This window comes from Streptomyces sp. NPDC003042 (genome assembly GCF_053591315.1).
In genome coordinates this window covers 1-24,584 of record NZ_JBSFTP010000010.1, presented here as the reverse complement: position 1 = coordinate 24,584, position 24,584 = coordinate 1, and the positions used below count along the sequence as shown (strand labels likewise).

The 24,584-nt window shown below is 71.6% G+C and carries 25 protein-coding genes; 20 read left to right on the top strand and 5 right to left on the bottom strand.

Going from position 1 to position 24,584, the window contains the following annotated elements:
* Window positions 1-7: 7 nt before the first annotated feature.
* Window positions 8-970: a methylmalonyl Co-A mutase-associated GTPase MeaB gene (gene meaB / locus ACWDYJ_RS08180; RefSeq protein ID WP_451564670.1), complete on the top strand. Its 963-nt coding sequence runs from the start codon at window positions 8-10 to the stop codon at window positions 968-970.
* Window positions 971-1,065: 95 nt separating this feature from the next.
* On the opposite strand, the gene ACWDYJ_RS08175 is transcribed toward meaB, so the two are convergent.
* The 4 genes from ACWDYJ_RS08175 to ACWDYJ_RS08160 form a co-directional block, all read right to left on the bottom strand.
* Entirely contained in the window at window positions 1,066-1,542 is a 477-nt protein-coding gene (locus tag ACWDYJ_RS08175; protein ID WP_451564768.1) for a MarR family winged helix-turn-helix transcriptional regulator, read from the bottom strand.
* 66 nt (window positions 1,543-1,608) lie between these two features.
* Window positions 1,609-2,436 (bottom strand): AIM24 family protein, encoded by an 828-nt coding sequence (locus ACWDYJ_RS08170; RefSeq protein ID WP_451564669.1) that lies wholly within the window; start codon window positions 2,434-2,436, stop codon window positions 1,609-1,611.
* Window positions 2,433-3,083, bottom strand: a complete 651-nt coding sequence (locus tag ACWDYJ_RS08165; protein WP_451564668.1) for an AIM24 family protein — start codon at window positions 3,081-3,083, stop codon at window positions 2,433-2,435. Before ACWDYJ_RS08165 ends, ACWDYJ_RS08170 begins: the two co-directional genes overlap by 4 nt.
* The gene (locus ACWDYJ_RS08160) at window positions 3,083-3,721 is read right to left on the bottom strand and encodes an AIM24 family protein (RefSeq protein WP_451564667.1); all 639 of its coding nucleotides are present in this window, start codon (window positions 3,719-3,721) and stop codon (window positions 3,083-3,085) included. The genes ACWDYJ_RS08165 and ACWDYJ_RS08160 overlap by 1 nt, the downstream gene beginning before the upstream one ends.
* 175 nt (window positions 3,722-3,896) lie before the next feature.
* Here ACWDYJ_RS08160 and ACWDYJ_RS08155 point away from each other — a divergent pair, with 175 nt between their 5' ends.
* The 15 genes from ACWDYJ_RS08155 to ACWDYJ_RS08085 all read left to right on the top strand — a co-directional run bounded on the left by ACWDYJ_RS08155 (window position 3,897) and on the right by ACWDYJ_RS08085 (window position 19,347).
* The gene (locus ACWDYJ_RS08155) at window positions 3,897-4,241 is read left to right on the top strand and encodes a DUF3817 domain-containing protein (RefSeq protein ID WP_451564666.1); all 345 of its coding nucleotides are present in this window, start codon (window positions 3,897-3,899) and stop codon (window positions 4,239-4,241) included.
* On the top strand, window positions 4,238-4,534 hold the full coding sequence (locus tag ACWDYJ_RS08150) for an MTH1187 family thiamine-binding protein (RefSeq protein WP_451564665.1): 297 nt from the start codon (window positions 4,238-4,240) through the stop codon (window positions 4,532-4,534). Before ACWDYJ_RS08155 ends, ACWDYJ_RS08150 begins: the two co-directional genes overlap by 4 nt.
* Before the next feature lie 950 nt (window positions 4,535-5,484).
* Window positions 5,485-6,642, top strand: coding sequence for a conjugal transfer protein (locus ACWDYJ_RS08145; RefSeq protein WP_451564664.1), 1,158 nt, complete (start codon window positions 5,485-5,487; stop codon window positions 6,640-6,642).
* 86 nt (window positions 6,643-6,728) lie between these two features.
* Complete coding sequence (locus ACWDYJ_RS08140) at window positions 6,729-6,983, top strand: TcpD family membrane protein (protein WP_451564663.1); 255 nt, start codon at window positions 6,729-6,731, stop codon at window positions 6,981-6,983.
* Window positions 6,983-7,552 carry a hypothetical protein gene (locus ACWDYJ_RS08135; RefSeq protein ID WP_451564662.1) on the top strand — a complete coding sequence of 190 codons (570 nt, stop codon included), beginning with the start codon at window positions 6,983-6,985 and terminating at the stop codon, window positions 7,550-7,552. The genes ACWDYJ_RS08140 and ACWDYJ_RS08135 overlap by 1 nt, the downstream gene beginning before the upstream one ends.
* Window positions 7,549-10,101 (top strand): ATP-binding protein, encoded by a 2,553-nt coding sequence (locus ACWDYJ_RS08130; protein ID WP_451564661.1) that lies wholly within the window; start codon window positions 7,549-7,551, stop codon window positions 10,099-10,101. The genes ACWDYJ_RS08135 and ACWDYJ_RS08130 overlap by 4 nt, the downstream gene beginning before the upstream one ends.
* Complete coding sequence (locus ACWDYJ_RS08125; RefSeq protein ID WP_451564660.1) at window positions 10,098-10,655, top strand: hypothetical protein; 558 nt, start codon at window positions 10,098-10,100, stop codon at window positions 10,653-10,655. Before ACWDYJ_RS08130 ends, ACWDYJ_RS08125 begins: the two co-directional genes overlap by 4 nt.
* A gap of 15 nt (window positions 10,656-10,670) precedes the next feature.
* Window positions 10,671-12,686 (top strand): hypothetical protein, encoded by a 2,016-nt coding sequence (locus ACWDYJ_RS08120; RefSeq protein WP_451564659.1) that lies wholly within the window; start codon window positions 10,671-10,673, stop codon window positions 12,684-12,686.
* Window positions 12,683-13,474, top strand: coding sequence for a hypothetical protein (locus tag ACWDYJ_RS08115; protein ID WP_451564658.1), 792 nt, complete (start codon window positions 12,683-12,685; stop codon window positions 13,472-13,474). The genes ACWDYJ_RS08120 and ACWDYJ_RS08115 overlap by 4 nt, the downstream gene beginning before the upstream one ends.
* Window positions 13,474-14,661 (top strand): peptidase M23, encoded by a 1,188-nt coding sequence (locus ACWDYJ_RS08110; RefSeq protein ID WP_451564657.1) that lies wholly within the window; start codon window positions 13,474-13,476, stop codon window positions 14,659-14,661. Before ACWDYJ_RS08115 ends, ACWDYJ_RS08110 begins: the two co-directional genes overlap by 1 nt.
* A gap of 4 nt (window positions 14,662-14,665) precedes the next feature.
* Window positions 14,666-15,529, top strand: coding sequence for a hypothetical protein (locus ACWDYJ_RS08105; RefSeq protein WP_451564656.1), 864 nt, complete (start codon window positions 14,666-14,668; stop codon window positions 15,527-15,529).
* A gap of 2 nt (window positions 15,530-15,531) precedes the next feature.
* Window positions 15,532-17,265: a type IV secretory system conjugative DNA transfer family protein gene (locus ACWDYJ_RS08100; RefSeq protein ID WP_451564655.1), complete on the top strand. Its 1,734-nt coding sequence runs from the start codon at window positions 15,532-15,534 to the stop codon at window positions 17,263-17,265.
* Window positions 17,266-17,321: 56 nt separating this feature from the next.
* Entirely contained in the window at window positions 17,322-17,951 is a 630-nt protein-coding gene (locus ACWDYJ_RS08095) for a hypothetical protein (protein ID WP_451564654.1), read from the top strand.
* The gene (locus ACWDYJ_RS08090) at window positions 17,948-18,958 is read left to right on the top strand and encodes a hypothetical protein (protein WP_451564653.1); all 1,011 of its coding nucleotides are present in this window, start codon (window positions 17,948-17,950) and stop codon (window positions 18,956-18,958) included. Before ACWDYJ_RS08095 ends, ACWDYJ_RS08090 begins: the two co-directional genes overlap by 4 nt.
* Window positions 18,958-19,347 (top strand): DUF4913 domain-containing protein, encoded by a 390-nt coding sequence (locus tag ACWDYJ_RS08085; protein ID WP_451564652.1) that lies wholly within the window; start codon window positions 18,958-18,960, stop codon window positions 19,345-19,347. The genes ACWDYJ_RS08090 and ACWDYJ_RS08085 overlap by 1 nt, the downstream gene beginning before the upstream one ends.
* A gap of 8 nt (window positions 19,348-19,355) precedes the next feature.
* Here ACWDYJ_RS08085 and ACWDYJ_RS08080 read toward each other — a convergent pair whose 3' ends face one another.
* Entirely contained in the window at window positions 19,356-20,348 is a 993-nt protein-coding gene (locus ACWDYJ_RS08080; protein WP_451564651.1) for a DUF5937 family protein, read from the bottom strand.
* On the opposite strand from ACWDYJ_RS08080, the gene ACWDYJ_RS08075 reads away from it, so the two are divergent.
* The 4 genes from ACWDYJ_RS08075 (at window position 20,347) to ACWDYJ_RS08060 (ending at window position 24,432) form a co-directional block, all read left to right on the top strand.
* On the top strand, window positions 20,347-21,756 hold the full coding sequence (locus ACWDYJ_RS08075; RefSeq protein WP_451564650.1) for an MFS transporter: 1,410 nt from the start codon (window positions 20,347-20,349) through the stop codon (window positions 21,754-21,756). The genes ACWDYJ_RS08080 and ACWDYJ_RS08075 overlap by 2 nt on opposite strands.
* A 21-nt stretch (window positions 21,757-21,777) precedes the next feature.
* Window positions 21,778-22,287 (top strand): MarR family winged helix-turn-helix transcriptional regulator, encoded by a 510-nt coding sequence (locus ACWDYJ_RS08070; protein WP_451564649.1) that lies wholly within the window; start codon window positions 21,778-21,780, stop codon window positions 22,285-22,287.
* A 43-nt stretch (window positions 22,288-22,330) separates the two neighbouring features.
* A complete protein-coding gene (locus tag ACWDYJ_RS08065; protein WP_451564648.1) occupies window positions 22,331-22,657 on the top strand; it encodes a DUF3817 domain-containing protein in 327 nt (108 codons plus the stop codon).
* Window positions 22,658-22,731: 74 nt separating this feature from the next.
* On the top strand, window positions 22,732-24,432 hold the full coding sequence (locus tag ACWDYJ_RS08060) for an acyl-CoA mutase large subunit family protein (protein WP_451564647.1): 1,701 nt from the start codon (window positions 22,732-22,734) through the stop codon (window positions 24,430-24,432).
* Window positions 24,433-24,584 lie beyond the last annotated feature (152 nt).

Below are 24,584 nucleotides of genomic sequence, written 5' to 3'. Positions count from 1 at the left end.
TGGCCGCATGAAGACGGTGGACGTCCCCACGCTGGTGGCACAGGCCCGCGAGGGCCGGCCGCGGGCCGTGGCCCGGCTGATCTCACTGGTCGAGGGGGCGTCCCCGCACCTGCGCGAGGTGATGGCGGCCCTGGCCCCGCTGACCGGCGGAGCGTACGTGGTCGGCCTGACCGGGTCTCCGGGCGTCGGCAAGTCGACCTCGACCTCGGCGCTCGTGTCGGCGTACCGCAAGGCCGGCAAACGGGTCGGCGTGCTCGCGGTCGACCCGTCCTCGCCCTTCTCGGGCGGGGCGCTGCTCGGCGACCGGGTCCGGATGTCGGACCACGCCTCCGACCCGGGGGTCTACATCCGCTCCATGGCCACCCGGGGACACCTGGGCGGGCTGGCGTGGGCGGCCCCACAGGCGATCCGGGTGCTGGACGCGGCCGGCTGCGAGGTGATCCTGGTCGAGACGGTCGGGGTCGGGCAGTCGGAGGTGGAGATCGCCTCGCAGGCCGACACCTCGGTGGTGCTGCTGGCTCCCGGGATGGGCGACGGGATCCAGGCCGCGAAGGCAGGGATCCTGGAGATCGGCGACGTGTACGTGGTGAACAAGGCCGACCGGGACGGCGCCGACGCGACCGCCCGCGAGCTGAACCACATGCTGGGCCTCGGCGAGGCCCGGGGCCGGGACGACTGGCGGCCGCCGATCGTCAAGACGGTCGCGGCCCGCGGTCAGGGCATCGACGAGGTGGTCGAGGCGCTGGAGAAGCACCGCGCGTGGATGGACGAGCACGGGGTGCTGGCCGAGCGGCGGGCGGCGCGGGCGGCGCGCGAGGTGGAGACCATCGCGATCACGGCCCTGCGGGGGCGGCTCGCGGACCTGCACGGCGACGCGCATCTGGACGCCCTGGCCGCCAGGGTGGCGGCGGGGGAGCTGGACCCGTACGCGGCGGCGGACGCGTTGCTGGACAGCCTGACGGAGGGCTGAGCCGGGCTCTGCCCGGACCCTCCCCCAGCTACCGCTGGGGGTGTCCCCTGCCTCGAACGCCGGCGGGGCTGGAAGGCCCCGCCGGCGTTACCGGGTCAGATCTTGCCGCGGTTGTCCCGGAGGTGGTCCGCCACCGGGGTCAGGGATTCGCGGAGGGTCGCCAGGGCCGCCGGGGACAGCAGGTCGATGAAGTGTTCCCGGACGGATGCCACGTGGTGCGGGGCGACCTTGCGCATCGTCTCCATGCCCTCGTCCGTCAGCACCGCGTACAGGCCGCGCCGGTCGGACTCGCAGTTGACCCGGCGCACCAGACCGGCCGCCTCCATCCGCGTGATCTGGTGCGACAGCCGGCTCTTGGACTGGAGGGTGGCGGTGGCGAGATCGCTCATGCGCATCCGGTGTCCCTCCGACTCCGAGAGGTTCACGAGGATCTCGTAGTCGTTGATGGTGAGTCCGAAGGGCTGGAGATCCTTTTCCAGCTGGTGCATGAGCAGTCTGTTGACGTCCAGGTGGGTACGCCAGGCACACTGTTCGGCATCGGTGAGCCAGCGGGTGGCTGTCTCGGTCTCCATGGTCTCCATGAAACAACTCTACCTAAAAAGTTGAATGGCGTACAAAATACGACGATGTGCGCAGGATCACAGTCCGAATCGCCGCTGGAGATCACCCAGCTGCCCCGGCATCCGCGGCACGCCCATCGAACCCGCCGGGCCCTGACCGGCTCCCGGAACGCCCTGGGCGTTGCCGGTGGCCGCGCCGGCGCCGACGGCGCCGATCGCCTGCTCCGCCATCAGCGTCTCGGACGACTGGAGCAGCACCGTCCCCGCCCCCACGAACTCGAACTGGTGCTCCTCGCCCGACGTGCCGCCGATGCCCGTCAGCGAGCGCAGTCCGCCCATCACGCCCGACATGTAGGCGTGGTCGTAGTGGTGGCACGGCGAGGGGCAGTCCGCCCAGCCCACCAGCGCCTGCGGGTCCACGCGCAGTGGCGGTTCCATGAACACCACCGGCCCGCTGGACGCCGCCACGAACTTCCCGGTCCCGATCAGCGTCAGGAACCCCGGGACGATCGACTGCTTCAGGGCCAGCGTGGGCTGATAGGCGAGGAGATTCCCTGACCGGATGGTCAGGTTCCCGTTGTCCAGGTCGAACGAGTTCACGTCGAAGGCCCGGTCGGCCAGCAGCATCTTGCCCTGCCCCTCGGCCACCACCCAGTCGCTGGCGTGCAGCGGCGAGTGGAAGCTGGTGCGCAGCAGGCGGTCGAAGCGGCCGTTGCCGATGCCGTTGAACTCGATGCTCCCGTAGTACGAGATCATCTTGCCCTTCTGCAGGAACCACTGGCTCCCCTTGAGCTCCACGCAGAAGGTGTACGGGTTCACGTTGTCGTCGGACGGCAGGGTGTACGGATCGAACACCGTCGGCCCGCCGGGTCCACCGGGTCCGCCCGTCACAGGACCAAAGTTCACAGCTTTTCCTCCGAGGCCTGTACGTACACGGCGCCCTGGCCGGACAGCTCCAGCTGGAACGCCTCACCCGAACCGCGGCCCACCATGTCCCGCCAGCCGAGCGCGGTGGAGAGCTTGTTGCGGACGTCGCCGTGGTGGGCGACGTACGCCTGCGGGTCCACGTGGATCGGGCGCTGGGGGGTGATGGGGAGTTCGATGACCCCGCCGTGGGCCATCACGGCGACCGCGCCGTGGCCCTTGAGGGTGGTGGTGAACAGGCCCTGGCCGGTGACCTGGCCGCGCACCATGCCCATGACCCCGCCCTGCGAGCCCATGAACATCGTGCCCTGCGTCAGGGTGCCGTCGAAGGCGAGGAGCCGGTCGGCCTCGACGTAGAGGGTCTCGCCGGAGAGGTTGATCACCTGGATGTGGTGGCCGCCGTGGCCGAACATCACGGTGCCGCTTCCCTCCACCGTCATGAGCGGCGTCTGCTCGTTCGCCACCCGGCGCCCGATCATGCCCATGACGCCGCCCTGGCCGCCGGTCAGGCTCGGGGTGAAGGAGACGTCCCCGCGGTAGGCGAGCATCGCGCCGCGCTGGCTGTACATCTTCTGCCCGGGGACGACCTGGGCCTCGACCATCTTCGAGTTGATCTCGCGGAACGGCATCAGACCTCACCCCCGATGGTGTTGCGCTCGCTGGGCTGTACGTAGACCAGCCCCTCGCCCTCGAAGCGGATCTGGAAGGCCTCGCCGGAGCCCTCGCCGATCAGGGTGCGGAAATTGACCCCGGACTGGAAGGACTGCTGGAGGTTGCCGGTGTGCGCGATGTACGCGCCCGGGTCGACCGAGAGCGGGTACTGGGCGCTGACGCGCAGCACCACCGCCGGGCCGTCGGACACGATCGCCGCCTGGCCGGAGCCTTCGACGGTCGTCGTGAACAGCCCGTTGCCCGTCGAGGCGCCGCGCAGGCCGGTGAAGGTGGTGCCGGTGCGCAGACCGGCGTCGGTGCACAGCAGGTTGCTGGCCTCGACGTAGAGCTTCTCGCCGTGCAGGCTGACGAGGTTGATCTCGCTCGCGCGGTCGGCGAAGAAGCAGGTGCCGTGCCCCTGTACCTCCATCACGGTCATCTGTTCGCCGGTCAGCCGGCGGGTCACCATGCCGCGGAGGCCTTCGCCACCGCCGGACATCTTCTTGAAGGCCATCTGGCCGTCGTACGCGACCATGGCGCCGTTCTTCGCTTTCACGGCGTCACCGGTCAGGTCGACGGCGAGCACCTTGCTGCCTTGGAGTCGGAACTGAGCCACGGGAAGACGGTATCCGCCGTCAGCGGGGGCGAACAGGGCCCCATGGTGGATATACGCCACACTCGGGCGGCACCTGAGACGTACGGGGCCCGCGGGACCGGCACCCGGGGCAAGACCCCGCCGGGCGGCTGAGACACTGGGACGGACCCCCCGCCTCCACCCGCGAAGGTTCCACGTGGACATCAAGACCGCTTCCGCCCTGCACCGGCTGCGCCTCATCTCCGTTCCGGAGGCGCTGTCGTTCCCGGCTCTGCTGATCTTCGGCTCGCTGCTGAGCCGGATCTCGGACATCGACTACCTGATGATGCCGCTCGGCATCCTGCACGGGATCCTGTTCGTGATCTACGCGGTGTTCCTGCTGGACGTGTGGCACAAGGCGAAGTGGCCGCTGAAGAAGGTCATCCTGTTCCTCGTCCTCGCCCTGCTGCCCTTCGGCGGCCTCTACGGCGACAAGCTCCTCAAGCGCGACGAGGCCGACAGCGTGATAGCGGCTCGTGCCCGCGAGGCGGCCGAGGCGTGATCATCGCGTTCTCGGTGACCCCGCTGGGGGTCGGCGAAGAGGTCGGCGAGTACGTCGCCGACGCGGTCCGCGTCGTACGCGAGTCCGGCCTGCCGAACCGCACCGACGCGATGTTCACCACCGTCGAGGGCGAGTGGGACCAGGTGATGGACGTGGTCAAGCGCGCGGTGGCCGCGGTGGAGGCCAGAGCGCCCCGGGTCTCCTTCATCCTCAAGGCCGACATCCGGCCAGGGGTGTCCGACGGGATGACCTCAAAGGTCGAGACCGTCGAGCGGTACCTCGCCGAGGGCTGAGCGAGCCCGCACCGTACTTGTCAGTCGTACCTCCCTGAGCGCCCCCGGCCTGTCGGCCGGGGGCGCTCGCGTGTGTCGGGGGGCCTGCGGCCAGGCGGATGTGTGTCAGGCCACACGCCGAGTGCGGAACCGGAAGATCCGCCGGCTTCGTGTACCCGGCGAGGACCGCGCACCGGGCGGTCCCGTCAGGGCCTCACTCCGGGTTCCGGAACATTTGCTGAACCGGATGCGCCGGGGACGCGGAGCGCGTCGACGATCCCGGACAAACGGTTCGGCGGGAGTTCCCTTTCGCCGCGACTCGGCATCGCAATAAGTACGCGCGGTCATTTTGCGCGCCTTCGTCGCATTCGCCTGACGCATTCCCGCGGCCGCGCGGAGTGATTTCGGCGTGGGCGTTTCTCATTCCGCGGTCGGATCGAGCGGGAAGGCGCCCGGGACTCCTGCCGCCCGCGTCGGCGCCGGGTGGTGCGGCATGTGCCAACGGCGTCTCCCACGTGCTGATACTGCCGTGCGGGCAGCCAGGGCGCGCGCGAGAACCGGCCCTGGACCCGGTGGTCGTTCCGTATGCGCAGGGCCCGCAGGCGGGAGCCGCGGAGGTGTGCGGAATCGGCCGACCGATCATTATGTGACACGCGCTCAGATTCTCAAGCGTGTCGAACGCGGCGGATCCCTTCATCCAACTGCAAGGCGTGGTTGTCGACTTAGCGGCAACGGGAACTTTTTTGACCGGTGATCATCTCGTGTTTTATGGTCTGCCCTGCTGCATGTGCAAACACACATGACATCTCGGGGGATGGGCGCAGGCGCCGGCGTGAGGCCAGGCCGTGCGCCGCCCGCGCGGTCTTGTGGAGCTTGGTGATGAGAACGCACGGGGCGAGCGGTGGGCCCCTGTGGTTCTCGGCGGGGGAGGTACGGGGATGGGCTCGTTTGCCAGAATTGCCCGGAAGGTGATGGGCCTTCCGGAACCGGTCGACCAGAACAAGCGTGGACTCACGGCGGGGCTGTCACGCCAGGACGAGAAGCCCGCTCCGCAGTCGGCGAATCCGTGGGAAGCGGCCGGCGCCGAGCTGGCGGCGCGTGAGCGTGCCGCCGCGGCGCCCGGGGAACCGGCGGGCCGGCCGGCGCCGCCGGCCGTTCCCTGGGTACCGCAGGACGAGAGCTCGGGTGTCGTTTTCGCCCGCAGGCTCGGCCGCGGCCTGCTGTGGGCCGTGGTGGCCCTCGCCGCCGTGACCGGCGTCCGCGCCTGGGTGGTCCCGCCCAAGGCTCCGACCGCCGCCTCCGCCCCGGCCCAGGCCGCGCCGTCCTACCCCACCGCTGACGCCCAGGCCGCGGCGGCCCGCTTCGCCCGCGCCTACCTCGGCTGGGACGAGGCCAGGAAGGAGGAGCGTGCCGCGCTCCTCGCCTCCGTCCTTCCCGCCGGCGCGGACAGCACCATGGGCTGGGACGGCAAGGGCCGCCAGGAGGTACTGGCCGTCCAGCCCGGCGCGGTCACCCCGGGTGAAGCCGGTCGTGCGCTCGTGCGCGTCGACGTCCTCATCCGTTCCACCGCGTCGGCCGGTCCGTCCGCCAGTCCGTCCGTAGGCCCCTCCGCGACTCCGGCCCCCGGCCCGTCCGCGGACTCCCCGGCCGGTCCGGCCGGGGGAAGCACCCCCCGGGCGGAGCCCGGCGCCCGCTGGGTGGGACTCGACGTCCCCGTCGTCCAGGCCGGTGGCCGGTTCGCCGTCACCGGACGTCCCGGCCTGGTCGGGATGCCGGCGGCGGGCCCCAAGCTGCCCGACACGCCGGCCGTCCAGACGGACGCCGAGCTCACGAGCCAGACCAAGAGCACCGTCGAGAAGTTCTTCGCCGCCTACGCGGGCGGTGACACGGAGAGCGTCTCGGCCCCCGGCGCGCAACTGCCGGCCCTGCCGCAGGGCATCGAGTTCAAGGCGCTCGTCAGCTGGTCCGTCGACGTCTCCGGCAACGCCGACCGCTCGGGTACCGCCCAGGTCTCCTGGGTACTCGGCGGCGCCACCGTCGAAGTCGCCTACCGCGTGAAGCTCACCCGGGTGTCCAGCTCGGGCGCCCAGCGGTGGCAGGTCGCGGACATCCGCGGCGGCACCCTCTGACCTCTCCGTGACCGGCGCCCACCGAGGTGAGCCGTCGTCATGCAGTCGCTTCAGCCTGCCAGTCAACACATCAACGGGGGAAACCTGTGCTGCACCAAACCGCTGCCGAGACGCTCGCGCTCACCACGGGCGCCGACCTCAAGGGCTGGATACTCGCCGTCGTCGGCAACCTGTTCGCCGCCTTCCTCGGGGTCAGGGCCCTGGGCCACTTCCTGAAGAAGGAGTGGGGCGAGATGTTGACGCTGTTCGTCGCCGCCGTGTTCGTCGCCGGAATCGTGTGGTTCCCGGACGGCGTCAAGGCGCTCCTCGGCGACGTCTGGAAAAAGGTCGCGGGGGCCTGATGCGAGTCGGTCGCACCTACACCGCGCACCTCCACCTGGAGACCAGACAGCACGAGCTCCTCGGAATGGACTTGGGCGAAGGCGTGCCGCGCCGCGCGCTCGTCATGGGACTCGCGCTCTACATCGTGTGGGCGGGGCCCCTCCTCCTGCTGTTCGGCTTCCCTTCCAAGATCACGTTCACGTTCTACTTCCTGCCTCCGCTCCTGACCGTGGTCTACGGCACGCAGAAGAGCCGGGCCGTGGACCGCCGGTGGAACGTGACCCGCTGGTCCATCGGGGCCCGCTACCTGGTGCTCGGCCACCGGCCGATCATCTGTGGCGGCCGCCGCGCCGCCACCCGCGGCGAGTGGATCAGCCGCCGCGCCCGTTGGTCCGGGAGGACCGAGTTCCTCCTCGAAAGCCCCCTCGGGGGGCCGTTGGAGCGATGGCTCGGCGCCGAGGAGGCGGTGCCGGCCGGAGCCGGAGCACCGGTCCGCCTCACCGCGCGGCCCCGTCTCTACGGCCCCGACGCCGTGGCCCGTGCGTACGGCCGTAAAGCACTTCAGCACCAGGAGGGGAAAGCGTCTTGAAGATCCTGCAGAGAGTGGGCACGTTCCTCGGGATCGGCGGCGACCGGTCCGCCGGGGCCCCGCGGTACGTCGCCCTCGCCGACGGCCTGATCGTCACGGACAGCCACACGGAGGCCTGGTTCACCCTCGCCTCCTCGAACACCGACCTCATGAGCGAGGGCGCGCGCGACACCGAGCTCGACGCCGCCGCAGCGGCCCTCGCCCGGACCCTCGCCGGGTTCGACTGCCACCTGCGCGTGCTGTGGTCGCCCCTGCACGCCGAGGACTACGTCGCCGAGGCGGCCGAGACGTTCAGCCACGGCGCGTGGCAGGAGTGGGCCGAACTGCGCGTGCGCAGGCTCGAGCAGATCGGCCTGCCCACCCGGCACCTCCTCCTCGGCGTCCGGATGACCGAGCGCGCGGGCGCGGCCCGGACGGCCGGCAAGCGCGGCGTGCAGGAGGGGCTGGGCCTCACCTCGACGACCGTCTCCACGCGCGAACTCAGCAAGCTGGACGCCCAGATGCGCCGCCTCGGCCGCCGCCTGGAGGCCAGCCCGTGGAAGGCGCAGCCGGCCGCTGTCGAGACCCTGGCGTGGATGATCTCCCGCGAGCAGCACCGGGGCGCACCGCTCCCGGCGGCGAGCGGGGGAGCGATCACGGGCGCCAAGCTGGCGGCGCTCACCCGGGGGCGGATCCTGCCCCACCCCGACCACCTGCGCGTGGTGGACGCGCAGGGTGAGGTGGCCGCCTGGACGGCCGTCCTGACCATGACGGGCTTTCCCGAGGAGATGCAGAGCCCGGGCAACGGCGAGTGGCTGCGCGTCCTCTCCGAGATCAACTACGTACCGGACGTGGACGAGGACGACCTCGACCCGGCCATCGACCCCACCGCGCTGATCCTGCCGGTGTCCCCCGAGGCGAGCGTCCGGTTCCGTGTCCAGCCGAAGCGCGACGCCCTCAAGCTGGTCGACGAGGCGCGGCGGCTGGCCAAGGAACAGCGGCGTTCGGCCGCCCGGCAGTCCGCCGAGGACCCGGGGCGTGAGATCGAGGAGACCGAGCACGTGATGGCCGGGCTCACGCGTGACATGCGGCGTGAGGACCTCACCCTCGTCGAGGACCATCCGCGGCTCGTCGTGACCAGCACGGTTTCGCTCGCCGACCTCCGCGACCGGGTGGACGCCGTCATCACCCACTACGGCGGCATCGGCATCGAGGTGGTCGTGGGCGAGGAGGAACAGCGTGAGCTGTACATCGAGACGCAGCCCGGTGACCAGCTGCGGGTGCCGGACCTGGGTCACGTCCGGGACGTCACGGCGCTGGCCGGCTCGTGGTGGTGGGGCGGTGCGCAGGTCGGTGACGACACCGGCCCGATCGTCGGCTACCTGACCGGCTCCACGCCCGGGGTGTTCCGTAACGACGTCACCTCGGGTTCGGACCGCGGCGATGCCACGACCACGGCCTATGTGGGCCGTTCGGGCCGTGGCAAGACGATGGCGATGATGCTGTCGATGCTGGACGCCGCGTTCCGCGGTGCCCACGCGATCGCCCTCGACTTCAAGGGTGACCTCGGGGGAGTGGTCAACGCCGCCCGCCGGTACGGCCTGAACGCCCACTTGGTGGAGACCGGCCCGCGCTTCGCGGGGTCCTGCGACCTGTTCACGCTGCTGGCGACCGACGGCATCGACGCCGCCCGCGGCGAGGTCCCCGCACAGCTGAGCATCGCCGCCCCCGAACACCTGCGCCAGCGCGGCGCCGAAACCCCCATCACCCACGCCGTCAACGCCGTCGTCAAGGCGGGGGAGCCGGCGACGTGGAAGGTGATCGAGTACCTCCGCGCGATGGAGGACCCCCTCGCCCGGGAGACCGGCGAGGCCCTGTACGAACTGGCCCAGTCCTCGCTGGGCGCCCCCTTCATGGGCCGTCCGACCGGGGACGCCCCGCTGATCTCCCCGGGGCCGGGGATCTGGGTGGTGCAGATGCCGGGCCTGTCCCTGCCCGGGGTCGAGGCCGGGCGGCACGAGTGGACGCCGACGCAGCGGCTGTCGGTGGCCCTGATGCACAGCATGCTGGCCTACGGCATCACCACCGCGGGCCGCCGCGACCTGCGCCACCTGCGCAAGAGCGTGTGCGTCCCCGAGGTCCACGTCCTGACCGCGACCCGCGAAGGCGCCAACTTCCTCCAGTACATCGCCCGCGTCGGCCGCGCCCTGGGCACCTCCCTCCTCCTGGACACCCAGGACCCCGAAAGCCTCGTCGAACTCGTCGGCATCACCGAACAGCTCACCACCGTCGCCGGGTTCCAGCTCACCACCAAGGGCCAGCAGGACGGCCTCGCCGAACTCCTGGGCCTGCCCAAGGACGACCACACCCGCGCCCTGATCCGCTCCGTCGGCCTCCTGCCCGACGGCGAGATCCGCCACGGCCACTGCATCATCCGCGACCGCCGCTTCCACTGTGCCACCGTCCAGTGGGACGTCCCCAGCCTCGAACTCCTCGAACTCCTCGACACCTCCCCCAAACCCGCGCGCCACGACGCGGACTCCGACGCTGCCGAGAAGGTGCCCGCATGAGCCGTCGCACGATCTACGTCGCCACTGTCGTTCTCACCGCCTCCCTGGCGATGGCGGGCTGCAGCTCCTCATCGGGTGAGGCAGCGGGGAGCCCCTTCGCACCGAAGGATCCGAAGGCGGCGGCCATGGAGGTGGCCAGGACCTACATGGACGCGGCCGTCCGCGACGACTGGAAGACGGCCTGCCCGCTCGAGTCCCAGAGCTACCTGTCCGGGACGGTCGAACAGTGTGTCGCCACCCACACGGACGACGAGACCTCCGCCCCGGAGGCTGGCAGCGGTCCCGAGCCTGCCGGTGCGCGACAGTTCAAGGCCTCGGACGCCGTGGAAGTCGTCGCCGTCGGCAAGCACCCCGCCGGGTTCGGCGTTCTGGTCACCCAGACCGAAACGGAGCCGGGCAAGCCCACGGAGACCGACCGTGTGGCACTGCGCCTGGTCGAGGAAGGCGGCTCCTGGAAGGTCGACCAGCGCGAGCGGGTGCGTTCGAAGGACATGGCGCGCATGCCCGACATGCCCGCGCTGGTCCGCGCCCTGCTCACCGCGGGAGGGGAGTAGGAGATGTCCATACGCGTGCCACGGCTCAGAACCGTGGCGATCCCCGTGCTCTTCGCCTTCACCTCCGTGATGGTTCTCGCGGGTCAGGCACATGCCGAAGACATCAACCCGGTCGGTATCGGAGACCTCTTCTGGTCGCCGAGTGACGGGAACGCCCCCAAGGGTGGGGAGACGATGTACGAGCTGTACGACCCGGGGCGCTGGTTCATCGATGCCGACCTCAACATGTTCGAAGCGGTGGACGGAAGCGCGCACTTCGTCGCGTCGATCCTCATGGCCCTTCTCGTCATCGTCGGCCTGGCCATGACGGTGATCGTGGGCTGGGTGTTCCGGTTCACGTCGATTCCGGAGATGGAGAAGGCCATCTCCGGAATGATCGGCGGCGCCTCGCAGAGCCTGATGGAGTTCGTTCTCCCGAGCTGCCTCGTCGTCGGCGGTTTCATCGCCTTCGTGCAGCACAGGAAGGGCGGCGGAGGAGGGGGGCTCTCGCAGATCGCCTGGGTCCTGATCTCGGGCGTGGTGTCCGTATCCCTCCTGCTCAGCCCCCAGTCCTGGGTGAGCGGGGTCGATTCGGCGCGGCAGGTCGGCGCGAGCATCACCATGACCGCCACCGCCGAAGGCCTCGGCAACGGGTCCAGTGACTACCCGTTCGCGCTCAAGAACCAGCCGAAGTTCACGGAGAACGGGCGTGACACGCTTCTCCGGAAGTCTCAGGACTCCATCTGGCGCGGGTTCGTGGCCACCCCCTGGTGCATTGCCGAATTCGGAAGCCTGGAGGTGTGTCAGAAATTCGGAAGGCAGGTCCTCGACCAGGGAACGAATGCTGAGACGCGAGAGAGCTATATAAATAAGAATGTAGATAAGGAGGCTGTCGGTCAGGCCTCCGTCGACTGGGTGAAGGGAGACACCCCGGTCGGCCGCATCATGGTGCTGATCCCCGCCGTCATCGTCGCCCTGATGTTCGCGATCCTTTTGCTGGTCCTCGCGTTCACATCCCTGGCGGCTTTCCTGGGGTCGCTGCTGCTGCTCCTGACCGGCGTCTTCTTCGCCTGCCTCTGGGTCATTCCCGGGCGGCCGAGGCAGTGGGGGCTGGCCTGGTTCGACCAACTCCTCGCCCGCACCCTCGAAAGCTTCATCGCGACCCTGGTGCTCGGCGCCGTGCTCTCGGCACAGACCGCGACCATGCAGATGTTCGGCAAGTACGGCTGGCTGCCCACCATGGGCCTGTCCATCGCCCTCTCCGTCGTGGCCTTCCAGTTCCGGTCCGTGCTCGCCCAGATCTTCGGCGTCCGCGGCACGACGGGCGGTTCGATCGGGGGCATGCTCGCCGCCCGCGCCCTCAGCATGGCCGGCAAGGGCGGGAAGGGTCCCGGCTCCGGCTCCAACCACCGTCCCGGGGAAACCCTCCCCGGCCGGTCCGGCGGTGGCGGCGGTGGCGGGAGGAACGTTCCGAGGCTTCCCTCCGGCTCCGGCGGATCCGGTGACGGGGCCGACATCACCGTCACCCGCGTTCCCCCGGCGCGCCCGCCCGCCCCGGCGCCGCTCCCGGCCGGACACCCCAAGATCGCGCTTCCCGCGGGGACTTCCGCCGGGTCCACTGCCGGATCCGCCTCGGGGACGGCAGGTACGACGACGGCCCGCACCGCGGCGGTCACCGGACCCGAGCCGCGCCCGGCTCTGGCCGTTCAGGGCTCGCAGTCGCGTCCGGGCCTGCCCGGCCAGGAGGTTCGTCCGGCCCTACAGGGCAGGGAGGTCCGTCCGGCCCTGCCCCCCGGCCCCTCGGCCGGTGCCGCCGCGGCTCCGGGCACGAGCGAGGGGAACGGCCCGTCCGGAACCCCGGCTTCGCCGGTCATGCGCCCGGAGACCGGCAGGCGGCCGAACTTCGCCTTCCGCCAGGCTCCGGCCCCGGGGGCGCCGGGCGAGCCCCGCGTCATCGTGGGGACCGTCATCCGCAGCACGCCCAACGGGCCTCCGCGCGGCCCCGCGAGGACATCGTCCCATTCGTTCCGACCCCCGGTCAGGCGGACATGAGTGACCGAACGCCACAGGAGTGGCGCGACATCCTGGCCGACGTCAACAACTACCCGGAGGAGGTCAAGAAGGGCGGCAGCCGCCGCGAGCGGCGCCGTGCGCAGGCCGTGCACCGTCAGGAGGTGCGGCGCAGGTCCCACGAGTGGGTGCGCGAACAGCGCCGTCACGACCCGATCCGCCCCACCGGGGCCGTGATCGTCGTCGTGCTGCTGCTGGCCCTCGGAGCGGGTGCCCGCTGGGTGTGGCCGGGCCTCCTCGGTGAGAAGCAGCCCGCTGCGGCCGCGGCTCCCGCGGCACCCGCGGACCCGGGGAGCGAGGACGCCGGGGCGCAGGCTCCGGCGGCCTCCGCCCCGCCCTCCGCCGCGCCTTCGGCGCCGCCCTCCGCGGCGGCCCCGCCGGCCGACCTCGGCAACCCCGACCGGGTCGCCGAGCAGTTCATGCGCATCTACCTCACGCGCAACCCGCCCCAGGACCAGAAGCACGGGACGGTGGTGGAGCGCGCCAAGGCCTTCATGGCGCCGGCCCTGGTCGTGAACCTCTCCGAACACACCGACCCGGCCTGGGACAAGCTCGTCAGCCGGGGCGGCATATCGAAGGTGCGTTCCGTCGCGGTGGCCCCGGCGGGGAAGGACCTGCCCGGGGACTCCCCGCTGCGGGTGTGGCGTCAGGCGACGGCCGCCGTGGACGTCGACGGCTACACCGACTACAGCGAGAACACCGTCCTGCAGCTGGAGTTGATGACCTCCGGCAACGGGAAGTGGCACATCACGCGGATCCTGGGCCTGTAGTGCGGGCCCGTGACGCGGCGGGCCTCCTGCTCGATGCCAAGGGGACCGTCTTCAAGCTCAAGGCCGCCGCCGTGGTGTCGGTCGTCCTCGTCCTCTGTCTGCTGCTGCTCGGGCTGGTCGCCGCCATGGGCGGCGACGCCTCGGCCGTCGGCTGCGGCGACCGGGGCCGCCCCGGAGTAGGCCCCGGAGACGACGACGAGGGCGGCGGCGGAGGCGCGCAGCGCCCCGGAGAGGGCATGCGGAAGGCACAGATCGCGAACGCGGAGACCATCGACGGCGTCGCGAAGGAGGGCGGACTGTCCGGCCAGGCCACCCTGGTCGCCCTGATGACGGCCATGCAGGAGAGCACGCTCCTCAACCTGGACTACGGCGACCGCGACTCGGTCGGCCTGTTCCAGCAGCGCCCCGTCGCGGGCTGGGGCACCGCGGAACAGATCATGCAGCCCAAGTACGCCGCCAAGATGTTCTTCTGGGGCGGCGACGACGGCGACCCGCCGGGTCTGACCGACATCCGCGGCTGGGAGTCCATGAAGTACGGCGCCGCCGCCCAGGCCGTCCAGCGCAGTGCCCACCCCGATCTCTACGACCAGCACGAGGCCTACGCCCGCGGGATCGCCCGCGACGCCGGCATCGACCTGAACCGGCGCGGCACGAGCGGGAGCGCCCCGGGCGCCACCGGTGAGCCCGGCAAGCCCGACAAGCCGGGCGGCAAGGGTTGCGAGGACGATGGCGGAAAGCCCGGCGAGCCGGGCGCGCCCTTCCACGACGGCGCCGCCGGCTGGCCCCCCGAGGTCAAGAACCCGCGGAGCACGCGGGAGGCCATCGCGGCGGCCCGCGAAGAGGCGCGGAGCGGTCCGAAGAAGTGGTACCAGATGTGCCTGGCCTTCACTGCCGTCGTCTACGGATGGTCGTACTCCGGCGTCGGCTACGCCATCGACCACTACAAGGAAATGCCCGCGAGCATGAAGCACGACAAGGACAGGAACCCGCCTCCGGGTGCACTGATGTACTGGGACACCGGCCAGCGGGCCGGCCACGTCGCCGTCTACCTCGGGGACGGCCAGATCGCGAGCAACGACATCCGCAGGCCCGGATACATCGACGTCGTCCCGGCGACGGAGATCGAGACGAAGTGGGGCGCCACCTACCTCGGCTGGGCGCCCCCGTACTTTCCCAAGGGCGGATGACCCCGTGACCATCGACCCCGGCCGGGTGCCGGCCACCCCCGTCTACACCATCACCCTCACGAGCTCCGGCGTCAGCATCGACGGAGAGCCGGTCAGTACGGGGCCCGGCGACCTCCCGGCCGCCCGGCGGGCCGCGCTCGCCGAGATCCGCGTACGCGCGGCACTGCGGGGCCGGCCCGTCCGGGTCACGGCCAAGGAGCCCGACGGCTCGGCCTGGCCCCTCGTCGTCGACCCCGACGGCAACGTGACGACCCTCACCGCGCCCCACCCCGTCGTGCCCCCGCAGACCCGGCCCGCCGAGGACGCCGGCCCGGCGTCCGGCCCGGCCGCATCCGCGCCGCCCGCCCCACCGGGCACGCCCCGGCCGGTCGCGGCGGAGTGGGGAGCGCCGCTGCCGGACGCCCACCAGGACGCCTGGGCGCGGCTGTGGGCGGCGCACGGGGCGGGGGACACCTCCACCGCGATCGCCCTGGCGGAGCGGACCGAAGCCGCGCTGGAGACCGAGTACGGGCCGCTGCACCCGCACACCGTGCACGTCCTCGGCGTCCGGGCCTGGCTCACGCTCGCCCGGCGTGCCGACCTCCCCGCCACCGTGCGGTTGCTCGTCCACACCGCCCTGCGCCGCCGCCGGGCAGGAGCGGAACCCAGAACCGAGACCGCGCGGGTGGCGGGCAACGCCCATGCCGCCTGGCGCTTGTTGGCCAAGGAAGACCCGCGCCGGGCCCTCGAACTGAGCACACCCCTCGTGGACATGCTCACCGAACTCGGGTGGCGCAGCCGTACCCAGGACGTCGTCCGCTGGGTGGAGCGGGCCGCGCGTCTCTCCTCCTCCCCGGACGAGGCCGTCTCCGCAGAAGGAGGATCGTGAAGATGACCGCCGATCAGCAGAAGCAGCCGAGACCCGGCGACGCGTGGGTGAAGGAAGCGGCCCTTCTGGTGGCCGTCTCCCTGGTCCTCCTGTGCGGTGCCTGGTTCGCCGCGCGCCTCGGCACGTCCGCGGGAGGTGCGCCCGCGCCGGCCGGTCCCCTGGCCTTCGCCGTGGACCTCGTCACGGGCGCGTACGTGTGGCCGGGCGGGCCGGCGAACGCCTTCGCGGCCGCCGAGGTGTTCGTGGTCGCGGGGGCGGCGTTCGCCGTGTACCGGATCCGCCTGCGCCGGCGCAGGAAGCCCGACGTCGACGGTGCGGCCGAGCATCTCGCGCAGGGCGACGAGCTCGGCCGCCTCAGCGCCAAGGGAGCCTCCGCGACCGCCGAGCGCCTGGGCGTGCGAAGCCGCGTGCCCGGTGTCCTCATAGGCCGCTCGGTGCGCGGACGGCAGCCCCTGTACGGGTCCTTCGAGGACATGCACGTCGACATCTGGGGTCCGCGCACCGGAAAGACGACCCGCCGCGCCATACCGGCGATCCTCGACGCCCCGGGCGCGGTGCTCGTCACCTCCAACAAGCGGGACATCGTCGACGCCACCCGCGGGCCGCGCGGCGCGCACGGCTCCGTGTGGGTCTTCGACCCGCAGCAGGTGGCCCAGGAGGCGCCCACCTGGTGGTGGAACCCCCTGTCGTACGTGACGGACGTGGGCCGGGCCCGCAAGCTGGCCGAGCACTTCGCCTCGGGCTCGCGCGACGCCGACGCCTCCACCGACGCGTACTTCGACCCCGCCGGCCGGGACCTGCTCGCCAACCTCCTGCTCGCCGCCGCCACCGCCAAGGCACCGATCACCCGGATCTACACGTGGCTGGCCAACCCGAAGGACGACAGCCCGGAGCGCATCCTGCGCGGCGCGGGACACCACATGCCGGCGGACGCCCTGTCCGGGGTGATCACCGCTCCGGACAAGCAGCGCGGCGGAATCTACGGCGTGGCCCAGCAGATGGCGTCCTGCCTCGTCAATCCCGAGGTCAACAGGTGGGTGACGCCGGTGGCCGATGACGACGACCGTCCGGAGCTGGACCCCGCCGAGTTCGTCCGCGGTGACGGCACCCTCTATTCGCTCTCCCGGGAGGGCGGTGACTCGGCGGGCCCGCTGGTGACGGCCCTGACCGTGGCCGTCGTCGAGGCCGCGGAGGAGTACGCCACCTCCCAGCGCGGCGGCCGGCTGTCCAAGCCGCTGCTGGCCGTGCTGGACGAGGCGGCGAACGTCTGCCGCTGGCGCGCCCTGCCCGACCTGTACTCGCACTACGGCTCGCGCGGCATCATCCTGATGACGATCCTCCAGTCCTGGGCTCAGGGCGTGGAGGTGTGGGGCGAGCGGGGCATGGAGAAGCTCTGGTCCGCCGCGAACGTGCGGGTCTACGGCGGCGGCGTCTCCGACACCCGCTTCCTCGGGGACCTCTCCGAGCTGGCGGGCGAGTACGACGTCCGCGAGTTCACCGCGACCCGCGAGGCGGAGTTCATCGGCTGGTCCGGAAACCGCACCGTGAACGAGTCCGTCCGCCGCGACCGCGTCCTGAAGGTGTCCGACCTGGGCGCGATGCCCCCGGGCCGGGCGCTCGTCCTGGCCTCCGGGACCAAGCCGGTCCTGGTCGAAACGCTGCCCTGGTGGGAGGGCCCGCACGCCGACGCGGTGAAGGCCTCCCTGAGCCGACACGACCCAGGCGCCCGCAACTGAGCACACGTGCGACCGGGATACGGTCGAAAAAGCACCGAATGAGCAAGGAGAGAAGGATGTTGACGGAAACCACGGGCCGCACCGCGCAGGACCTGACCGCGGAGCTGGAGGGCTGGCAGGGAGTCGACTGGGTCTCGGTGTGGGAGGGGCCGCCGCAGGGCGGGTCGCCGGAATTCCGGGAGTGGTGCGGGCGGTACGGATGGGATCCGCAGACCTTCGACCGGCAGCTGGTCGCCAAGACGCGCAGTGGCGGCCGCTGGACGTTCTTCGACGTGCTGGGCGGCCAGTGGAGTCCGGTCAAGAGCCTGAGGCACTACCCCTGGCAGGTGAAGGCCGCCACCGCGGCCGAGAACGGGGAGGTGCTCTCCGTCGCGGTCGAAACCTGGCCGGTGTACTTGAATGCCGCTGAAGCGGTGCTGGGTGCACCTACCTGGTCGGGTTCCTGGGACGCCGAGGACTTCCCGGAGCCGCCGGTGCCGTCGTACTGGCTCAGCCGGGAGTTCCGGCTGAAGAAGCGCAGGCCCTACGAGTTCGCGTACTGGAAGCCGGCCAGTGATGTACCGGGGGAGCCGTACATCGTGCTCAGCCAGTCCGTGGCCTTCCAGACGTGGACCGCCGACATGGCGGGAGCATCCGCCATTTCGATCGACATCTACGCGCCCGCCGACTTCCTGGACCGTCGATGACGGCAGTGGCGCCGCCCACCAACGGTGAGATCACCACGGCCTTGAGGCTGGAGGGCGAGCACAGGGCAGCCACGCCGACCACGCCCGAGCAGGTGGAGGAGGTGCACGAGCGCCTGATCCGGGACTGGCAGGCCGCGAACGAGGCGGGGACGCCCACCCCGGACATCCAGTCGTTCATCCGGGAGGTCGCCGCGAAGGAGTCGGTCACCAACAAGGAACGCGGGGACGTCCGCGCGTTCTGGTCCTACAAGTCCCAGCCGGAGGGCGCCCCGAGCGAGGTCGGCCACCGGTATCTGGCGCAGGCGTGTGGGGTGACCCGGAACTACCAGGTGCTGGAGGACAGTCCGGCCGGGAAGCAGCTGGATTCGTACCACCTCTGGGAGCCCGAGGTCCAAGGGCTACTCGTGCAGGATTTCGCCGTTTCGGAGGCTGAGTCGGAGGCCCTCGCACCGGAGGTCTGGAGCACGGTCTCCCGCCGCTATGCCGAGGAGGCCAAGGGGCCTGTCGTCGTCTTCGCCGCCGACATCGGCGAGGAATCCGTCCTGGGCAAGGACGAACTCCCGCAGCTGCTCGCGCACAAGCAGGTGGGCAAGGAAGGCGTGGAGTTCGCCCTGCCCTCGCCCCGGCACGAGCACCTGCCGCGCGAGATAGACGAGTTGATAGCGGACGACGCCGTGCGCTGCCAGGTGCGCATGGAGGACTTCGATCCCAAGGAGACGACGCCGAAGGACTTCGCGGAGAAGCTGGGCGCCATCGACGTGCCGGAGAACCGGCAGGCGGACCATCAGGCCGCGCTCTCACGGCTGATGTCGGCCGACAGCTACGCCGAGCTGAACGCTCCGCCCGCCGCGTCCGCCCGGCCCGGGCCGGAACGGGCGCACGGCTTCATGCTGGCTGTGGACATCCCTGCGAAGGTCCCGTTGCCGCGTCCCGGGCGGCCCTCGGGCCACGGGGTGATCAACCCCGTGCCGGAGCTCGCGCCGCGCGCCCCGGGGGTCGAGCGCTGATGAGTACCGTTACCGGGGCCCGGGACGCGTCCGGCGAGGAGGCGGAGTTCTACTTCGCCGACGTCTTCGCCTTCGTCTCCGGATATCTGGCGCCGACGGTCCGGCGCCGCCTGAACGGGACGTCCGCCACCTGGTGTCCCCGCTGGTGGGAGCACCCCGAGGCGGGTGCCAGGCTGTCCGCGCTGTGGCTGGCCTGGGAGCACCTGCGCCACGATCCGATGCTGGGGATGTCCACGTGGTGGCTGCACCACGCGGATCCGCACCTGCGGGTGCTGACGGACCCGGACGCCGGGCCGTTCGGGGCCTGCTCGCCCAAGGGCGGGCACACGGCCCACCCCTTCGACCCGCTCCCGGTCGATCCGTACGAACCGGCCGGCGGCCAGGCCTGACACCGCCTCTACGCGGAACCGCCGCTCGCCAGCGCGATGCCCAGGGGCGTGCGCTCGTAGAGGACCTGGTGGCCGTGGCGGGACGGGGTGAGCAGGCCCGCCGCGCGCAGGGCCTTCAGGTGCGCCGAAACCGTCGAGGGGGCCAGGCCCAGCCGGTGGGCGAGGGTCGTCGTCGACGCGGGCTCGCGCAGCGCGCACAGGACCTCCGCCCGGGCCCGCCCCAGCAGCCCGGCCAGTGCGCGCGGGGCCGGACCTGACACGGCCGTCCACAGTGCGCCGATCCCGCGCGCCGGGTACACGAGGGTCGGCTGCCACGGCGCGTCGAAGCCGCCGACCACGTCCGGCCAGCCGAAGGCGCTCGGCATCAGGACGAGCCCCTGCCCGGCCAGCGAGCGGTCGTGGTGGGTGGCCCGCGCGATGGTGAGGGTGTCCGTGTCCCCGTGCCAGCGCAGGTCCGGATGCAGCCCGTCGAACAGCGCCTCCAGGCCGCCGGCCGCCAGACGCCGCGAGTGGAACAGGATGTCCGCCTCCAGCAGCCCGCGCAGCCGCGGCCAGTGCGGGGCGACCAGGGCCAGCCAGGCACGCTCCGTCAGGTCGGCCAACTCCCGTACCGCCCGGGCCGGATCGGCGAGCATCCGCTGCCCGATGTCGCTCTCCAGCGCGCCCGGGGTGCACGCGAGGGCCCGGCGCAGGTCCTCGCGGACGGCCTGCGGATCGGCGGCCCGTACCCGGGCCAGCTCATCCTCGAAGGTGACCGACGGCCCGATCGGCGGCGGGCTGATGAAATCCGGATTGTGCCCGGCGCGCGGCATCAGCAGCCACAGCGGCCGCAGGTCGAGCCCGTCGGCGGCGGCCCGGATCCCCTGGAGCCAGGGCAGGTGGTACGCATGCCTGCGCGGTCGCAGCAGGGTCCGCACCGCCTCGTGCGTCTCCCAGCGCGGTGAGACGGCGAAGCGGCAGCGCAGGAGGTCGCCGGGGCCGAATCGGTAGTGGAATCCCATGGCCCCCGCCCTTCCGTCCGTTCGGAGCGCCCGACGCCGCCCGCCCGCCCGAAGTCTGCCCCGCAGCCGGCCCGCTCCGCCGAGGATTCGGCCCGGACCGAATCCCTACGCCCGTCGGCCCAGCCCCGCCAGGCTGCCCGGCATGGCAACCGTCACCCCACCCACCGCCGACGCCGGACCCGCCGGATACCGCCCCGTCTTCCGGGTCCGGGAGTTCCGTACCGTCTTCGCCGCACACCTGCTGTCCGTCCTCGGCGTCGTCGTCGCCGAGATCGCCCTCACCGTCCTCGTCTACCGCGCCACCGGCTCACCCCTGATGAGCGCGCTCACCTTCGCCCTCGGCTTCCTCCCCTACGCCCTCGGTGGCACCCTCCTCGCCCCACTCGCCGACCGCCACCCCGCCCGACGGGTGCTCGTCGCCTGCGACCTCCTGTGCGCCGCCTGCGCGGCGGCCATGGTCTGGCCCGGGACCCCCGTCGCGGGTCTCCTCGTCCTGCGCTGCGCCATGGCCTTCGTGGCGCCGCTCTTCCAGGGCACCCGCAGCGCCTCCCTCGCCGACATCCTGGGGGCCGGGGAGGCCTTCGTCCTCGGCCGCTCGCTGCTGCGCATGGTCGCGCAGAGCGCCCAGCTCGTCGGCTTCGGCCTCGGCGGGCTGCTGCTCACCGTCGTCGCGCCGCGCGGGGCCGTCGCCCTGACCGCCGTCGGGTTCCTGGCCTCCGCGCTGCTGCTGCGGCTCGGCACCCGCAGCCGTCCCGCGCGCGCCGCCGCCGGCGCCGCCGCCCGGACCTCCCCGGCCCGGGGCCCGCGCGCCCTTCTCGGGGACCGCCGGCTGCGGGCGCTCACCCTGCTGTGCTGGCTGCCGCCCGCCTTCGTCGTCGTACCGGAGGCGCTGCTCACCCCGTACGCCCACGGCCGCGGGGCGAGCACCGCCACCCTCGGGCTGCTCATGTGCGCGCTGCCCGTCGGCACGATCGCGGGCGAGCTGTGGGCCGGCTCGGCCCTCACCGCCCGAACGCGTTCGCGGATCGTGGCGCCGCTCGCCGCGGTGTCCCTGCTGCCGCTCCTCGCCTACGCCGTCCGGCCCGGCATCGCCGTCGTGCTGGCGGCGCTGCTGCTCGCCGGGCTGGCGCACGCGTACACGCTCGGCCTCGACCGGATGTACGTCGACGCCGTTCCCGACGAGCTGCGCGGCCGGGCGATGACCCTGCTCGGCACCGGCATGATGGCCCTCCAGGGCGTCGGCATGGCCCTGGCCGGGCTCGCCGCCGAGTTCCTCCCGGTGCACGCCGTCGTCACGGGCTCCGCCGTCCTCGGAACGGCCGTCGTCCTGCTGCTCCTGGCCGAACTGCGCGCCACGGCGCTGCCCCCGCGAACGCCAAGGAATGAGACGGGGCGCGCTGCCAAATGACCGCCCGGTAGGGTCTGGTGGATGCCCAAGCAGCTCAGCCTTCCCTTCGACCCCATCGCCCGCGCCGACGAGCTCTGGCAGCAGCGCTGGGGGCCGGTGCCGTCCATGGCCGCGATCACCTCCATCATGCGGGCGCACCAGATCCTGCTCGGTGAGGTCGACGCGGTGGTGAAGCCGTACGGGCTGACCTTCGCGCGCTACGAGGCGCTCGTCCTGCTCACGTTCTCGCAGGCGGGGGAGCTGACGATGTCGAAGATCGGCGAGCGCCTGATGGTCCACCCGACCTCGGTGACGAACACCGTGGACCGGCTGGTGAAGGCCGGGCTCGTGGCCAAGCGCCCCAACCCGCAGGACGGGCGCGGCACGCTCGCGTCCATCACCGAGAAGGGCCGCGAGGTGGTCGAGGCGGCGACCGAGGATCTGATGGAAGCCCAATTCGGCCTCGGGGTGTACGACGCCGAGGAGTGCGCCGAGATCTTCGCGCTGCTGCGCCCGCTGCGGGTGGCCGCCGGGGACTTCGAGGAGCGGTAGCCCGCTCGAAGATCGCCCGCCCCGCCCCGTTACGCTCGATGCCATGAAGTCCAATGTGCTGACCAGGTACCGGGTGATGGCCTACGTCACCGCCGTGTGGCTGCTGGTGTTCACCGTCGCGATCATCTTGGACCGCGGATTCGGGATCGGCGACACCATGGTGATCTCCCAGATCCATGGTCTGCTGTTCATCGTCTACGTCCTCTTCGCCTTCGACCTCGGCGCCAAGGCGAAGTGGCCGTTCGGCAAGCTGCTCTGGGTGCTGGCGGCGGGCTGCATCCCCTTCGCCTCGTTCTTCGTCGAGCCGAAGGTCACCCGTGAGGCGCGGGAACTGATCGCGGGACCGGCCCCGGTGACCACCCAGGTGTGAATCCTGCCGCCACGGGGCAGCCCGTGGCGGTCAGCCATCGACATTTACTAGGACGTCCTAGTAAATTCATGGGTATGGATCCTGACGCCATCGAGGAAGGCCGCCGTCGCTGGCAGGCCCGGTACGACAAAGCCCGCAAGCGCGACGCCGATTTCACGACGCTCTCCGGCGATGAGGTCGATCCCGTCTACGGGCCCCGGCCCGGGGACACGTACGAGGGATTCGAGCGCATCGGCTGGCCGGGGGAGTACCCCTTCACCCGCGGTCTGCACGCCACCGGATACCGCGGGCGGACCTGGACGATCAGGCAGTTCGCCGGATTCGGCAACGCCGAGCAGACCAACGAGCGCTACAAGATGATCCTGGCCGCCGGCGGCGGCGGGCTCTCCGTCGCCTTCGACATGCCCACCCTCATGGGCCGGGACTCCGACGACCCCCGCGCCCTCGGCGAGGTCGGACACTGCGGGGTCGCCATAGACTCCGCCGCCGACATGGAGATCCTGTTCAAGGACATCCCGCTCGGCGACGTCACGACCTCGATGACGATCAGCGGGCCCGCCGTACCCGCCTTCTGCATGTACCTGGTCGCCGCCGAGCGTCAGGGCGTCGACCCGGCCCTGCTCAACGGCACGCTCCAGACCGACATCTTCAAGGAGTACATCGCCCAGAAGGAGTGGCTCTTCGAACCCGAGCCGCACCTGCGCCTCATCGGCGACCTCATGGAGTACTGCGCCCACGGCATCCCGGCCTACAAGCCGCTGTCCGTCTCGGGCTACCACATCCGCGAGGCCGGGGCGACGGCCGCGCAGGAGCTCGCCTACACCCTGGCGGACGGCTTCGGCTACGTGGAGCTCGGCCTCTCCCGCGGCCTGGACGTCGACCACTTCGCCTCCGGTCTCTCCTTCTTCTTCGACGCGCACCTCGACTTCTTCGAGGAGATCGCCAAGTTCCGCGCCGCCCGTCGCATCTGGGCCCGCTGGATGAAGGAGGTCTACGGCGCGAAGAGCGACAAGACCATGTGGCTGCGCTTCCACACCCAGACCGCCGGCGTCTCCCTCACCGCCCAGCAGCCGTACAACAACGTCGTACGCACCGCCGTCGAAGCCCTCGCGGCCGTTCTCGGCGGCACCAACTCCCTGCACACCAACGCCCTCGACGAGACGCTCGCCCTGCCCAGCGAGCAGGCCGCCGAGATCGCGCTGCGCACGCAGCAGGTGCTGATGGAGGAGACCGGCGTCGCCAACGTGGCCGACCCGCTCGGCGGTTCCTGGTACGTCGAGCAGCTCACCGACCGCATCGAGGCCGAGGCCGAGAAGATCTTCGACCAGATCAAGGAGCGCGGCCTGCGCGCCCACCCGAACGGGCAGCACCCCATCGGGCCGATCACCTCGGGCATCCTGCGCGGCATCGAGGACGGCTGGTTCACCGGGGAGATCGCCGAGTCGGCCTTCCAGTACCAGCGCTCCCTGGAGAAGGGCGACAAGCGGGTCGTCGGCGTCAACGTCCACCACGGCTCGGTCACCGGCGACCTGGAGATCCTCCGGGTCAGCCACGAGGTGGAGACCGTACAGGTGCGGGAACTGGCCGAGCGCAAGTCCCGGCGCGACGACGCCAAGGTGACGGCCGCGCTGGGCGAGATGCTCGCCGCCGCACGGGACGGGTCGAACATGATCCCGGCCATGCTGGACGCGGTCCGCGCCGAGGCCACGCTGGGCGAGATCTGCAACGTGCTCCGCGACGAGTGGGGCACCTACACGGAACCGCCCGGCTTCTAGACGCCGGTTGCGTCGAATGCGGTGGAAGGCCGGTCGTGCCCGCCTCTACGGTGGCGGGGCGCCCGAACCGGTCAGCCACTCACCGAAGTTGTGCAGACCCGTGCCGAGGACCGGCCAGATCAGACCGAAGACGATGCCGGCGACCAGACCCG